General features: G+C 64.4%; 10 protein-coding genes. 6 read left to right on the forward strand and 4 right to left on the reverse strand.

From position 1 onward, the window contains the following. Positions 1-48: 48 nt before the first annotated feature. From AC0L3O_RS12930 to AC0L3O_RS12940, 3 genes are all read right to left on the reverse strand, one after another. On the reverse strand, positions 49-987 hold the full coding sequence (locus AC0L3O_RS12930) for a diacylglycerol/lipid kinase family protein (protein ID WP_473615756.1): 939 nt from the start codon (positions 985-987) through the stop codon (positions 49-51). A gap of 723 nt (positions 988-1,710) precedes the next feature. Beyond that, positions 1,711-2,670 carry a hypothetical protein gene (locus tag AC0L3O_RS12935; RefSeq protein WP_473615844.1) on the reverse strand — a complete coding sequence of 320 codons (960 nt, stop codon included), beginning with the start codon at positions 2,668-2,670 and terminating at the stop codon, positions 1,711-1,713. Between the two features lie 311 nt (positions 2,671-2,981). Continuing rightward, complete coding sequence (locus AC0L3O_RS12940; protein WP_031255239.1) at positions 2,982-4,013, reverse strand: CapA family protein; 1,032 nt, start codon at positions 4,011-4,013, stop codon at positions 2,982-2,984. A gap of 156 nt (positions 4,014-4,169) precedes the next feature. On the opposite strand from AC0L3O_RS12940, the gene AC0L3O_RS12945 reads away from it, so the two are divergent. The 6 genes from AC0L3O_RS12945 (at position 4,170) to AC0L3O_RS12970 (ending at position 12,038) form a co-directional block, all read left to right on the forward strand. Beyond that, positions 4,170-5,423 carry a hypothetical protein gene (locus tag AC0L3O_RS12945; protein ID WP_473535064.1) on the forward strand — a complete coding sequence of 418 codons (1,254 nt, stop codon included), beginning with the start codon at positions 4,170-4,172 and terminating at the stop codon, positions 5,421-5,423. Between the two features lie 111 nt (positions 5,424-5,534). Beyond that, on the forward strand, positions 5,535-8,747 hold the full coding sequence (gene uvrB, locus AC0L3O_RS12950) for an excinuclease ABC subunit UvrB (protein ID WP_473475480.1): 3,213 nt from the start codon (positions 5,535-5,537) through the stop codon (positions 8,745-8,747). Positions 8,748-9,187: 440 nt separating this feature from the next. Continuing rightward, positions 9,188-10,717, forward strand: a complete 1,530-nt coding sequence (locus AC0L3O_RS12955) for an ABC-F family ATP-binding cassette domain-containing protein (protein ID WP_128169623.1) — start codon at positions 9,188-9,190, stop codon at positions 10,715-10,717. 104 nt (positions 10,718-10,821) lie between these two features. Beyond that, positions 10,822-11,007, forward strand: coding sequence for a hypothetical protein (locus tag AC0L3O_RS12960; protein ID WP_023799860.1), 186 nt, complete (start codon positions 10,822-10,824; stop codon positions 11,005-11,007). A 187-nt stretch (positions 11,008-11,194) separates the two neighbouring features. Further along, complete coding sequence (locus tag AC0L3O_RS12965; RefSeq protein ID WP_091598521.1) at positions 11,195-11,623, forward strand: VOC family protein; 429 nt, start codon at positions 11,195-11,197, stop codon at positions 11,621-11,623. A 61-nt stretch (positions 11,624-11,684) separates the two neighbouring features. Further along, positions 11,685-12,038: a DUF1428 domain-containing protein gene (locus AC0L3O_RS12970; protein ID WP_473615757.1), complete on the forward strand. Its 354-nt coding sequence runs from the start codon at positions 11,685-11,687 to the stop codon at positions 12,036-12,038. A gap of 7 nt (positions 12,039-12,045) precedes the next feature. On the opposite strand, the gene AC0L3O_RS12975 is transcribed toward AC0L3O_RS12970, so the two are convergent. Further along, positions 12,046-13,680 (reverse strand): tetratricopeptide repeat-containing sulfotransferase family protein, encoded by a 1,635-nt coding sequence (locus AC0L3O_RS12975; RefSeq protein ID WP_473475482.1) that lies wholly within the window; start codon positions 13,678-13,680, stop codon positions 12,046-12,048. Positions 13,681-13,765: the final 85 nt, after the last annotated feature.

The raw sequence follows: 13,765 nt of genomic DNA on the forward strand, positions 1-13,765 counted from the left end.
CCTAAATCCCGATCGAAGCGACCGGAACCAAGGTCTCAACAGCTTGATTCAATACCTCAGCGTCAGCGCGCCGGGCAGGATCTCGAAGGTCGCCGGTATGCGCCCCGGCGACTCGCCGTCTATGTCGACCAGCGCGCCGTTCTTTTTCACATCGCCGAGCGGTTCGACAACGACTTTCCTGCCGCGCAAAATGGTGATTGCCGGGTGGTTGCGATGCCGGCCGCCATAGAGCAGACGGATATCCCAGATCAGCTTCAGCTTGCCAGCCGCGCGCAGGACGACGATGTCGAACTGGCCGTCGTCCAGTTCGGCATCCGGCGCGATCATCATGCCGGCGCCGAAGAACTTTCCGTTGGCCACCGCCACCAGCGCGACGCGCGCCTCGACCGGGACGCCGTCGTCGACGGTGATCACGACGTCCTGGAACCGGTAGCGCATGAATTCCCACACGGTGCGCCAGTAGAACAGCGCCTTGGCCGACACATTGCCCTTGCGCTTGTCGGCGTTGACCGCGCGGTCGGTGGCGCCCGACAGGCCGAGGCTGGCGATGTTGATGAAATGGCGACTGGCCAGAGCGCCATGGTCGTCGACATAGGAGATGCGGCCGGCATCGACCCTGCGGGCCTTGGCCTCGGCGATGCGCTTCAGCGTCAGGTCGACCTGGTCCGAAAGACCGAGCCCGCGGGCGAAATCGATGCCGGCGCCGCAAGGCAGCAGGCCGAGCTCGGCCGTCCGGCCGCTTTCCGCAAACGCCTGCAGCAGCCCGTCGGCGACTTCGCTGGCGGTGCCGTCGCCGCCCGCCGCGATCACCAGGTCGAAGCCGCTGGCGGCAAGGACCAGCGCCAGCCGTTCGGCGTCGCCGGTCGCCTGCGTCTCGCGCAGCTCGAAATCGCCGAAATGTTTCCTGAGCGAAGCGCTGACCTCGGGCCAATGCCGCTTGAGCCAGCCGCCGCCGGCAATCGGATTGAGAACCACCCCGACCTTCAAGAATGCCTCCCCATAGGATAGCAACGACACTGCTGTCCTAAAATCCTTCGCCGGCATTGAAGCCCGCGCCGCAGTGTGGGGCAAGAGCCGAATGTTCGATCTGCTGCTCGCCGCAGATCAGGGCCGTGTCCCCGCCTCCTGCATCTCGGCAAAATAAACGCGCCGATGCAGGCGCTGATCCCCGATAATCCCGCTATCCACAGGCTCGCAGCCGTTTCGCCAAACGCTTATCTCCCGTACATTAAACCCATCTCAGGCGGCTACCGATTGCCAAGTCGAAAGGCGAAGCGAGACGGCAGATTTCCTGAGGCCCGTACGGCCCGAATGAAGGCAGGCTTGCCTGTTTTGAGGACCGAGACCTACGGGGCCGCGGAAAGCGTGCGAACGCCTACGGCGGACCGATGCTGCCATGAAGGACGGCAAAGACCTTCGATGGCGCGCTGGACGAAGCTTGCAAGGGTGGAGACTGGCGAGGTCCCGAACGGACGCTGCCCTCGGGCGGTGGCTGGCAGGACCGTCAACATCAAGGCCGGCATGGCGCGACGTCTTTACGGAAGTTGCTGCCGCGACCGTGTCCTGATCTGACAGGGAGGCGCTGGAGAAATCCCGGCGCCGACTGTTTTTTGGGCTTCTCTCGCGATTTGATCGCCTGTCTCTCGCGGTTCGCTAGGAGGGAACTTCCTGGTGTTGATTCAGAAACTGGCAGCAGACCTCAAGTTCGGGCTAACCCGCCGCCGCGTCCTTTGCGCCGATCTTGCGCACCAGCGCCGCCGTCGCCAGCATCGCCCCGACGTCGGCGATGATAGGCGCGACATGCTTGGCGTAGTCGAGCGGCACCGAGATATCAGGCAGCTCGAAAAAATTCCTCGTCTGCGGCAGGAGTAAAAAGCCGTCGCTGCCATTGAGCGCGACCCGCGCCGGATCATCAGGCCACGTCTCCTTGAGCCATGTCAGTGCCTGCGCCAGCCGGCCGCTCACCAGCGGCTGCGCCGCCTCGATGTTGTCGCTGCGGAAGTCGTAGGCGGCATCGAGCTCGGGCACCCCGCATGACAATTCCTGCATCTTGCTGGCGAACATGCCGCGGAAAAACCCGGCGGCCATGTCGGTCCGGCGGGCGGCCACCAATATGCCGGGGAACGGCACCATGGTCTCGAAGGCAACGACGATCCCCTTGAATGCTATCGTGCCGCCCGTGCCTTGCCGGAGATCGGCTTCGTAAAGCTCGAACGGAAATCCCTCGTAGCGGCCGGAGACAATGTCGTCGAAGCGCTTGGTGTTGAACGTGCCGATCGTCTCGCGCGGCAGCCGGTCGAACGAATTCGGTGTCACCTCATGCTCGTAGCGCAGGTCCCTGATGAAGCCGAAGATGATCGGCAGCAGTGTCTTGCGGTGCTGCAACCTGCTCGTAGGCTTGATCGCCTGGAAATAGAGCAGGATCGCCGCCACCAACCCGACGACATAGAGCAACACATGCGGCGTCGAGAACCATTGCTCGTAGGGATCGGCGATCCTGTTAAAAAGCCAGGCGACAAGCGCCACGAACACCAGGACCAGGCCGATGAACAGCGGCACCCGCCAGCGGACTTGCCGATAGGCCGAAGCCCTTTCGGCCTCATAGGCCGCGAGATTGCTCTTGATGCCGGCGATGTCAGCTTCATCAGGCATGAAATCCGCTGCTTCCATCGCCATCCCACGCCTCCTAACAAACTCATGATAGCCGATTTTATCGACATCTCGACTACAGCACTGAGAGGCAGCGCTTCTCAAGCAGATGTTTGCGCTGCCCCTCATCCGCCTGCCGGCACCTTCTCCCCGTGAACGGGGAGAAGCCCGCTGTCGCTGCGCTGGCGCTCGTTCGGCGAGGCTGTGATTCGCGAAGTCATCAAATGACGGCGTCTTTCTCCCCGTTTACGGGGAGAAATGTCCGGCAGGACAATGAGGGGCAGCGCCATACTTGTGCGATAAGCAACGTGCGACTAGCCGTCACTTACGCGCTACGGAAAAATCGCAGTCAACCGGCCTTCGACTTTGCTGCGCATTCGGTCCTCCAGCGCCTCAACCGGAAGCAGCCGCTCATGGTCGCCGGCGCGCAGCCGCATGAACGGATGCAGCCGGTAGGCGGCAATGGCGCCACGCTTGCCGGCGTCGGCGCTGATATCGACGGTCAGGATGCTACCAATGCGGCCGGGCCATGGCTGCCGCGCAAAGGCGGTGCCGAGGAAATCGCCGAGGCCATAGGCGACGAGCGCCTTGCCGATCCGCTCCACCGGCTGCACGACATGGGCATGATGGCCAGCGATCAGCCCGACGCCCTGCGCGGCCAAACGCCGGGCCAGCACGCGCGTTTCAGCCTGCGGAAAATGCCGGAACTCCCAATCCCAATGTGGCACGGCGCAGGTAAGGTCGACGGCGTCGCGGCGCGGCCATCGTGCCGGCTCGCCTTGCATCGACACTCGGCCGGCGAACGCCGCCGCGCCGGCGTTGCGCCACAGCGTGAAGGCGGCGAAGCCTATTGTCAGCGGCCCGACTGCGACGCGTTCGACCGGACCGGCGGCCGCGGTACCGATGCTGCGGATGCCAAGCCGTTCCAGCGCTGCCACGGTCTCGTCAAAACCCTCGACGCCCTGGTCGAGCGCATGGTTGTTGGCGAGCGACAACACCAGCCTATCGCGCGAGATGCCCACGGCGGCCAGCGCCTCGGCAAGAAACCGCTCGGTCATGGCATGACGGGTGCCAAGCTTCGTGCCCATCGCCGCGCTCGGTCGCTCCACCACAGGGCTTTCGCAATTGCCGATCACCAGATCGGCGGAGCCGAGCAGCGTGGCGATCGCCGGGTCGCACTGCGGCGCGCTGCGATTGGCCACCGCCGAGATATCGCCGACAAAGGCGAGCCGCACCGTCCGCGCCGGTGGCGGCTCGATCATGTTTCCTGCCGCTGGCGCAAAGCCTTGGCGATCGCCGCTGAGCGAAGGCTTCAAGAAGCGTGGCAGCCAGGACAGTTTGTAGGAAAGCGGATAGTTCGACACGCGCAGCCCTGCACCGGGATGAACGGCCACGGTAGACGATGCGCCCGATATAGCGAAGCGCCTCCGTTCGCAATCGTGCGGCCAGATGCCCAGCAGTAGGCGCAACACACAAGATGCGTATATTGTTGCCGCCGAACAGCATACAGGAAGACCAAGATGACGCGATTTTCGAGCCTGCTGGCATCCGCCCTTCTTCTGCTGCTGCCGGTTGATTCCGCCGGTGCCGCGGCCCCCGAACCGGCCGCCCTGTTCGAGGCAAAAACCGTAGCCGACCGCGACAGCACGCTTGCTGCGCTGGAAGCCGCTGCGCCCACTGATCCTGGGTCGGCCTACGCCACCGGCGCCGGCCAGTTCTTCACCGCGCTGGAGATCCTGGCCGGCGGCCTGCACCGCCACGGTTTCGAAAGCCCGCAATCGTTCATGCTGCCGCTGATGCGGCTGCCGGTGCCGGACAATCCCAATCCCGCGCCACTGACCTACGACGGCTTCCGCGCCATCCTGGTCGCCTTCCGCGATCGGCTGGAAAAGTCCGCAGCCACGCTTGGATCCGTGCCTGCCGATGCCGACATCGGCATCGAGGTCGACCTCACCCGTCTCGGCATCGACCTCAACGAGGACGGCCAGATCGCGCCGGACGAAAGTGCCGCCGCGATCATGGCGTCCCTGTCACGCGGCGGCGGTGCGCCAGACCCGGCCGCACCCGCCCTCACCTTCCGCTTCGACCGCGCCGATGGCTACTGGCTGCAGGGCTATGCCGAATTCCTGATGGCGCAGGCGGATTTCTGGCTGGCGCATGACTTCAGCAACGCCTTCGACGGCTCGTTCCACATGCTGTTTCCGCGCGCAAAACTGCCGCTGCAGGACACGCTCGTGCCGCCGGACGGCGGCATGAGCGGCGGCATGTTGTCGGCCGAGTGGCGCATCGCCGACTTCATCTCGCTGGTTCATCTGGTCAATTGGCCGGTGGTCGAGCCGGAGCGCCGCCACGCGGCGCGCCGCCATCTCATGGAAATGATCCGGCTGTCCCGCGAAGACTGGAAGGCGATCCGCGCCGAGACCGACAACGACCGTGAATGGCTGCCCGGCCCGCAACAGAAAGGCGCCAGCCCGCTCACCGGCCTGGAGGTCGGCGAGGAGCAGGTCCAGGCCTGGCACGCCGCGCTTGATATGGCCGAGGACCTGCTCGAAGGCCGCACCTTGCTGCCGCATTTCCGCTTCGCCGACAAAGGCATCAACATGAAGCGCTTCTTCGACGAGCCAAAGCCCTTCGACCTGATGCTGTCGATCACCGGCCCGGCCATCGCGCCCTATCTCGACAGCGGAAAGATTCTCACCAGCGAAGAGTTCGACCAGATCCGGCGCCAGTTCGACGGCGCCGGGTTTTTGACCTTTGCGCTGTGGTTCAACTGAGGGCGCGTTCGACATCGCTCCTGACACCCTTGTGTCAGCAGCCTGGTTTCCTCTCGCGCCCCTGGCCACTCCGCTCTTTCCATTTTGGCCGATACCTCCCATATTCGGGGCATGGCCAAACTTCCTGACAAAAAGACGCCGCCGCCGGCGCGTGACGATCGTGCTTCGCCGCCCAAGCGGCGCAGCCCGTTGACCGATTTCCTCGATGCGTCGGAGCCATTGCACAAGGGCGGCTTTGCCGAGGCGCCGCAGACCGAATTCTCAGGCACGCCGCTGACCGGCTCGATCGCCGATTGGGCCGAGCAGATCGAGCAGGAAGCCGAAAAGGAAGGGCGCCAAGTCTCCCCCCTCGAGGGGGAGATGTCGCCGAAGGCGACAGAGGGGGTCGGCAAAGGAGGCGCTCAACATGAGGGCACGTCGAGCCCGGCCGCACCGACCCCACCCGGCGGGTCCGCCGCCACCCTCCCCTCAAGGGGAAGGGAAGTCGCCAAGGCGAAAAAGATCCCTGAACGCTCCTCTTCCCCTGGCCGCACGGCGCGCGGCACCTCCATGGGCGGCGCGGCTTCGGCGCGGGAGCGAACCGCGGCCGGCCTCAATCCGGTTGCCGGCCTCGATGTTTCGCTGGAGGAAGCCGAGACCATGGCCTCCGGCGGCGTCACCGCCACCGTGGCGGCGCTGTCGGCGCTGATCGAGTCCGGCAACCCGCTGCACAAGGACGGCGTGCTGTGGACGCCGCATCGCCCAGCCCGGCCCGAAAAATCCGAAGGCGGCATTGCCATCAAGATGGTGTCGGATTTCGAGCCGGCCGGCGACCAGCCGACGGCGATCAAGGACCTTGTCGAGGGCGTCAACGACAACGACCGCACCCAGGTGCTGCTCGGCGTCACCGGCTCGGGAAAAACCTTTACCATGGCCAAGGTGATCGAGGAGACGCAGCGCCCTGCCTTGATCCTCGCCCCCAACAAGACGCTGGCCGCGCAGCTTTATTCCGAGTTCAAGAAATTCTTCCCGGAGAATGCCGTCGAGTATTTCGTCTCCTATTACGACTACTACCAGCCGGAAGCCTATGTGCCCCGGACGGATACCTTCATCGAAAAGGAATCCTCGATCAACGAACAGATCGATCGCATGCGCCATTCGGCGACGCGCTCGCTGCTGGAGCGCGACGACGTCATCATCGTCGCCTCGGTGTCCTGCATCTACGGTATCGGCTCGGTCGAGACCTACACGGCGATGACCTTCCAGATGCAGATCGGCGACCGGCTCGACCAGCGCGCGCTGCTCGCCGATCTCGTCGCCCAGCAATACAAGCGGCAGGACATCAACTTTGTCCGCGGCTCGTTCCGCGTGCGCGGCGACACGATCGAGATTTTTCCGGCCCACCTTGAGGACCGCGCCTGGCGTATTTCGCTGTTCGGCGACGAGATCGAGGCGATCACCGAATTCGACCCGCTGACCGGCCAGAAGACCGGCGAATTGAAGAGCGTCAAGATCTACGCCAATTCGCACTATGTGACGCCGCGCCCGACCTTGAATCAGGCTATCAAGTCGATCAAGGAAGAGCTCAAGCAGCGGCTGGTCGAACTCGAGCGCGCCGGACGCCTGCTCGAGGCGCAGCGGCTGGAGCAGCGCAGCCGCTTCGACCTCGAGATGCTGGAAGCCACCGGCTCCTGCGCCGGCATCGAGAACTATTCGCGCTATCTCACCGGCCGCCAGCCGGGCGATCCGCCACCGACCCTGTTTGAGTACATCCCCGACAATGCGCTGGTCTTCATCGACGAAAGCCACGTCACCATCCCGCAGATCGGCGGCATGTATCGCGGCGACTTTCGCCGCAAGGCGACGCTGGCCGAGTACGGTTTCCGTCTGCCGTCCTGCATGGACAACCGGCCGTTGCGTTTCGAGGAATGGGACGCGATGCGCCCGCTTTCGGTCGCGGTTTCGGCGACGCCCGGCGCCTGGGAGATGGAGCAGTCCGGCGGCGTCTTTGCCGAGCAGGTCATCCGCCCGACCGGCCTGATCGATCCGCCGGTCGAGGTGCGCCCGGCCAAGACCCAGGTCGACGACGTCGTCGGCGAAATCCGCGAAACGACAAAAGCCGGCTACCGCACGCTGGTCACCGTGCTGACCAAGCGCATGGCCGAGGACCTGACCGAATATCTGCACGAGCAGGGCATTCGCGTCCGCTACATGCACTCCGACATCGACACGCTGGAGCGCATCGAGATCCTGCGCGATCTGCGCCTCGGCGCCTTCGACGTGCTGGTCGGCATCAACCTTTTGCGCGAAGGCCTCGACATTCCCGAATGCGGCTTCGTCGCCATCCTCGATGCCGACAAGGAGGGTTTTTTGCGCTCCGAAACCTCGCTGATCCAGACCATCGGCCGCGCCGCCCGAAACGTCGACGGCAAGGTCATCCTCTACGCCGACCAGATCACCGGCTCGATGGAGCGGGCGATGGCCGAGACCAACCGCCGCCGCGAAAAGCAGATGGAGTGGAACGCGGCCAACGGCATCACCCCGGAATCGGTCAAGTCGCGCATCTCCGACATCCTGGACTCGGTCTACGAGAAGGACCACGTCCGCGCCGACATCTCGCAGTTCACCGACAGCGCCGGCGCGATGATGGGCAACAATCTGAAAGCCCATCTCGACGCGATGGACAAGCAGATGCGCGACGCAGCCGCCAATCTCGATTTCGAGAAGGCAGCCCGCATCCGCGACGAGATCAAGCGGCTGCGCGAGATGGAACTGTCCATCTCCGACGATCCACTGGCCAAATATGCCGACATGGAAAGCCCGGTTTCGGGCCGCGAAAAGGGCAAGCACAACAAGGGCCGCGCCATCCACCGCACGGTGGATGACGACGGCAAGGGGCTGTTCCGCAAGCCCGCGCTCGACGAGATGGGCGCCGACGGGGCCGTGCCGGTCAAGAAGCCGCTATTCGCCAAGCCTTCGCTCGATGCGATGGGTCCGGGCACCGACATGCCGACACCCGCCGGGGCGGTGTCACGCTCGCTGTTCAAGAAACAGTCGGCCGAGGAGGCGCACGGCTCCGATTTCGGCATCCCCGGCGAGCCGACCAAGCCGCTGTTCAAGAAGAACTCGCTCGATGAAATGACGGTGCGACGGACTGAAAAGCCTGTTGAGGGCAAAGTGCCGGCCAAGCCACAGCCGATCTCCCGCCAAACGGGCGCGGAGGAACGCGACGATTCGGCCAAACCAGTTATCCGCCAGCGCGCCGGCATCGGCTCCTACGAAGATCCAGCCGATGCCCGCCGTGAAAAGCGCCGGCCGGGTAAGACGGGCAGGCCGGGACGGTAGCGAACTTCCCTTCTCCCCTTGTGGGAGATGGTGGCCGAGCGAAGCTCGGTCGGATGAGGGGTGTTCCAGCTTGGCAAAAGCGGTGCTCCGTCCAGCACCCCTCAACCGTCTCGGCGCTGCGCGCCGATCCACCTTCTCCCACAAGGGGAGAAGGGATGCGCCCGCCCTTGCCATCGGCCCCTCCCTTGGTGTAGCCAGTTCTACAACTCGAACGTCTTGAAAGGAGGGCTGCGTGCATATCGACCACCACCGTCAGCGCGGCCCTGCCCCTGCCCTGCGAGCTTGCTTGCAGGGCTGACCAGAGACGGTCCGGGTTTCTCCCGCTTCGATTTTCTTGGTCTGCCCTTCGTGGTGCTGCAACGCCGAGCCTGCTGGCCTGCCTGCGCACCGTCGAAGTGCATCGAACCGGAATTCATTCCGGGCAGACCAGAGAAACCAACATGGCCCTGATCAGCCTCAAGTCCCTCGGCGTCACCATGAGTGCGCCGCTCTTCTCCAACCTCGATCTCAGCATCGGCACCGGCGACCGGCTCGGCATCGTCGCCGCCAATGGCCGCGGCAAGTCCACCTTGCTGAAGTGCCTGACCGGCGAGATGGAGCCGACGTCCGGCGACATCACCCGCACGCGCGGCCTGCGCGTCGGCTATGTCGAGCAAGCCATTCCCGCAGCATTGGCCGAGCACGGCTTTCAGCAGGTGGTGGCCGACGCCTTGCCGGCCGAGCAGGCCGAAAGCGAGCAATGGCGCGTCGATGTCGTTCTCGATTCACTCGACGTGCCGCAGCCGATGCGCGAGCGGCCGATGCGGGCCTTGAGCGGCGGCTGGCAAAGACTGGCGCTGATCGCCCGCGTCTGGGTCACCGATCCCGATGTCCTGCTTCTCGACGAGCCGACCAACCATCTCGACCTCGCCAAGATCAGCCAGCTGGAAACCTGGCTGAACGCACTGCCGCGCGAGGTGCCGGTGGTGATCGCCAGCCACGACCGGGCGTTCCTCGACGCGACGACCAACCGGACGCTGTTCCTGCGCCCCGAACAGTCGCCGGTATTCTCGCTGCCCTATTCCAGGGCACGCGATGCGTTGAGCGAAGTCGACGCCTCGACCGAGCGCAAGTTCCAGCGCGACATGAAGGTGGCGCAGCAATTGCGCCGGCAGGCGGCCAAGCTCAACAACATCGGCATCAATTCGGGCAGCGACCTGCTGACGGTCAAGACCAAGCAGCTCAACCAGCGCGCCCAGCGCCTCGAAGAGGTCGCAGCACCGGCGCACCGCGAAAAATCGGCGGGCGCGATAAAGCTCGCCAATCGCGGCACCCATGCCAAGGTGCTGATCACGCTCGACGACGTGGCGGTCGCAACGCCTGACGGCACGCTGCTGTTCAGGACCGGCAAGCGCCACATCTGCCAAGGCGACCGCATCGTGCTGCTCGGCCGCAACGGCGTCGGCAAGTCGCGGCTGATCAGCCTGATCAGAAATGCCGTCGTCGAGCCAGAGACGGCAACACAAGGCGTGAAGGTGACGCCGTCGACCGTGCTCGGCTACAGCGACCAGGCATTGTCGGGCCTCAACGGCGAAGACACGCCGCTGGCGATGCTCTCGCGCAGATTCGATGTCGGCGAGCAGCGCGCCCGCTCGCTGCTCGCGGGTGCGGGCGTCGGCATCGACATGCAGGAGCGCAGGATAGGCGTGCTGTCGGGCGGGCAGAAGGCGCGGCTGATGATGCTGGCGCTTAGGCTCGCCAATCCCAATTTCTACCTGCTCGACGAGCCGACCAACCATCTCGACATCGACGGCCAGGAGGCGCTGGAGGCGGAATTGCTCGCCCATCAGGCGAGCTGCGTGCTGGCATCGCACGACCGCTGCTTCATCAGGGCGATCGGCAACCGTTTCTGGCTGATCGAGAAGCGGCGGCTGGCCGAGATCGACAGCCCGGAAGACTTCTTCCGATCGGTGGCAGAAGCGGGCGGTTGAAGCTTTGCGGCAAAAAAATCCGACGCTCTGTCGGATCATGGCCGCGCGCGACGTCCTTGGGATGCCGACACGGTGATGCCGGCGCCAATCGAGGAGAGAGCATCATGTCCATTCTGTCGTCCGTCGGTCGCATCGCGACCCGTTACTCGGCGGCTCGCGCCCGTTACCGCAGCGAGCGCGCCCTGCTTTCATTGCCGATCGAACTGCGCAAGGACATCGGCTGGCCGGAGATCGTCGTCGACGCGCAAAACAGCCGTCGGATTGCAATCTCCCTGTCCGAGGCAAGATGATAAGAGACCAACCGGCCGCAGCGGCGCCGTCATCAGCCTTGCGCGTCGCCCAGGGTCACTCCAACCGCCGGCGGCCCGGCGCATCTGGTTCCGGCATTAAAGAAATGCATCTGACGTGTAGGATCGCCGCCGCTTCATTCGTCCTGTGGTCCGCAAGGTCAAACCAAACGCAGAGAGGAGCAAAAAGATGAACGACCAGCCCCAAACCCAGCCTAAAGCGAAAGTCCTCGGCGGATTGACGCCCTACCTTCAACTGGACGGCGCCTTCAAGGCTTCGGAATTCTATCAGAAGGCGTTCGGCGCCGAGCAGGTGTTCTTCTACCCGCCGGACGAGCAGGGCCGGACGATGCACATCCATCTCCACATCAACGGTTCGACCTTGATGATTTCCGACTTCTATCCCGAGCACGGAATGGCCCCGGTGAAGCCGCAGGGCTTCACCATGCAGCTGCATCTCGGCAGCGACGACATCGACGCCTGGTGGCAGCGCGCCATCGATGCCGGTTGCAAGGTCGGCACGCCGCTGCAGGTGATGTTCTGGGGCGATCGCTGGGGTCAGTTGACTGATCCCTTCGGCGTGGAGTGGGCGATGAACGCGCCAGTAAAGGCGGCGTAGCGCCACCGTTTCTTCCTTCTCCCCTTGTGGGAGAAGGAAAATCCAACAAGGAGAACCCACAATGTCCTATGTTGATGGTTTCGTTCTCGCCGTACCCAAGGCGAATCTCGATGCCTACAAGAAAATGGCGCAGCTGGGCGGCACCGTCTGGATGGAGCATGGCGCGCTCGCCTATGTCGAGTGCATTGGCGACGACCTGCCCTATGGCGAAATGACCTCGTTCCCGCGCGCCGTGCAGGCCAAGGACGACGAGATCGTCGTCTTCTCGTGGGTCGTCTATGAATCGCGGCAGAGCCGCGATGCGGTGATGGCCAAGGTCATGGCCGATGAGCGGCTGAAGTCCGACTGGTCGGCGATGCCGTTCGACGGCAAGCGCATGATCTTCGGCGGCTTTCAGCCCTTCATTGAGTTGTAGGCCCGCATTACGCCAGCCGGTCGAGCAGCGGCTTGAGCCGGTCGCCATAGCGCTTCCACAGATCGACCGAGCCCTGGTACATCGGCTGGCGCACCTGCGCCGCCGACGCCGTGCGGACCGGCCGATCGGTCTCGTGGAACGACAGCACTGCATCGTCCCATGGCAGGCCGAGATAGGCGATCAGCGCCCGCGTCTGCCCTTCCTGGTCGGCGACGAAATCCTCATAGCGCACATCATGCACGACATCAGGCAGAACGGTGCGCCAATGCGCCATGATGTCGGTGTAGAGATTGTGGAAATCGGCAAGCTCGCCGAGGTCGTAGCCGTAGCGGTGGCTGTCGCCGCGGAAATGCACCTTGTAGATCGACAGGCAGGTCGCCGCCGCGTCGCGGGCGCAATGGATGATCTTGGCCTTGGGCAGCATCAGATGAATGAAGCCGACCAAAAGGAAATTGCCGGGCATCTTGTCGGTGACATGCCGGAAACCCGGATAGCGGGCGTGCAGCAGGTCCAGATAGGCCTGGCCTGCCTCGGCAAAGGCTTTGTCGGGCAGGTCAGCGATCCCGCTGGGGAAACCGCCCTTCATACCAGGCGGAAACTGTTTTCCCACCGCCGTCTTCAATATGCCGAGCTCGCCCGCGCCATAGACCTGCGGATGGCTGGCGATGATCTGCTCGACCAGCGTGGTGCCGGAGCGCGGCATGCCGACGACGAAGATCGGCGTGTCGTCGGCAATCCCGCTCGGTCTGTGCTTGTCGAAGAAGGCCTTGTCGAACACCGCCTTCATCGTTTCGAATTCGGCGCGTGTCTTGCCCGCATCATAGTCGATGCCCATGCGGCGGATGGCATTGCCTTCGGCGAAATAATCGAAGGCACGGCCATAATCCTTCAGATCGTCATTGGCCTTGCCGAGGCCGAACGAAAGCTGCATGCGCGCCAGGCTGCCTTCCGGCGCCTTGGCGTGCTGCGCCTCCATCCCGGCAAGCTCGGCGTCGCGCTCCTGCTGCCGCTTGACCTGGGTGAGCATCAGCCAGGCCCTGGCCATGCCGGGATCGACCACCAGCGCCTGCCGGAAATGCTCCGCTGCCTCTGCGAGGCTGCCGTTCTCCATCAGCCCGACGCCCAGACCGTGCAGCAGGTCGGCGTCCTTCGGCCGAATTGCCAATGCTTCGCGGAAGACGGCGAGCGCCTCGTCGAGCCGCCCAGCCTCCTGCAGCGTTTCGGCAAGCCCGATGCGGGCGCGGACATGGAACGGGTTGCGGCCGATGGTGCCGCGATAGATCTCCTCCGCGCCCTCGAACTGGCCGAGTTGCTTCAGCGAGGAGCCGAGATTGTCGCGCGCCGCGAGTTGCTCCGGCCGGATTGCCACCGCGCCACGGAAGAAATCGACGGCTGCACCGACACGGCCGAGGTCGCGCATCACCGTGCCGAGATTGTTGAGGAAATCTGGATTCTTGGGTTGCAGGCGCACCGACTGTTCGAGGAGACCAAGTCCTTCGGCGCTGCGCCCGGTCTGGTGCAGCAGCAAACCGAGGAAATGTGCTGCCGCCGCATGATTGGCCTTTTGCGCCAGCACCTGCCGGTAGAGCATCTCGGCTTCCTGCCGGCGCCCCGCCTGATGCAATTGCAGTGCCTGCTGCACGCGCTGGTCAAGCCCAAGAGGGGGCTGTCCGCCTGAGCCGAATTTGCCGCCCGCGCCTGCCGGTCTTCTCGGATCTCTGTTGATG

This window comes from Mesorhizobium sp. WSM4810 (assembly GCF_055811235.1).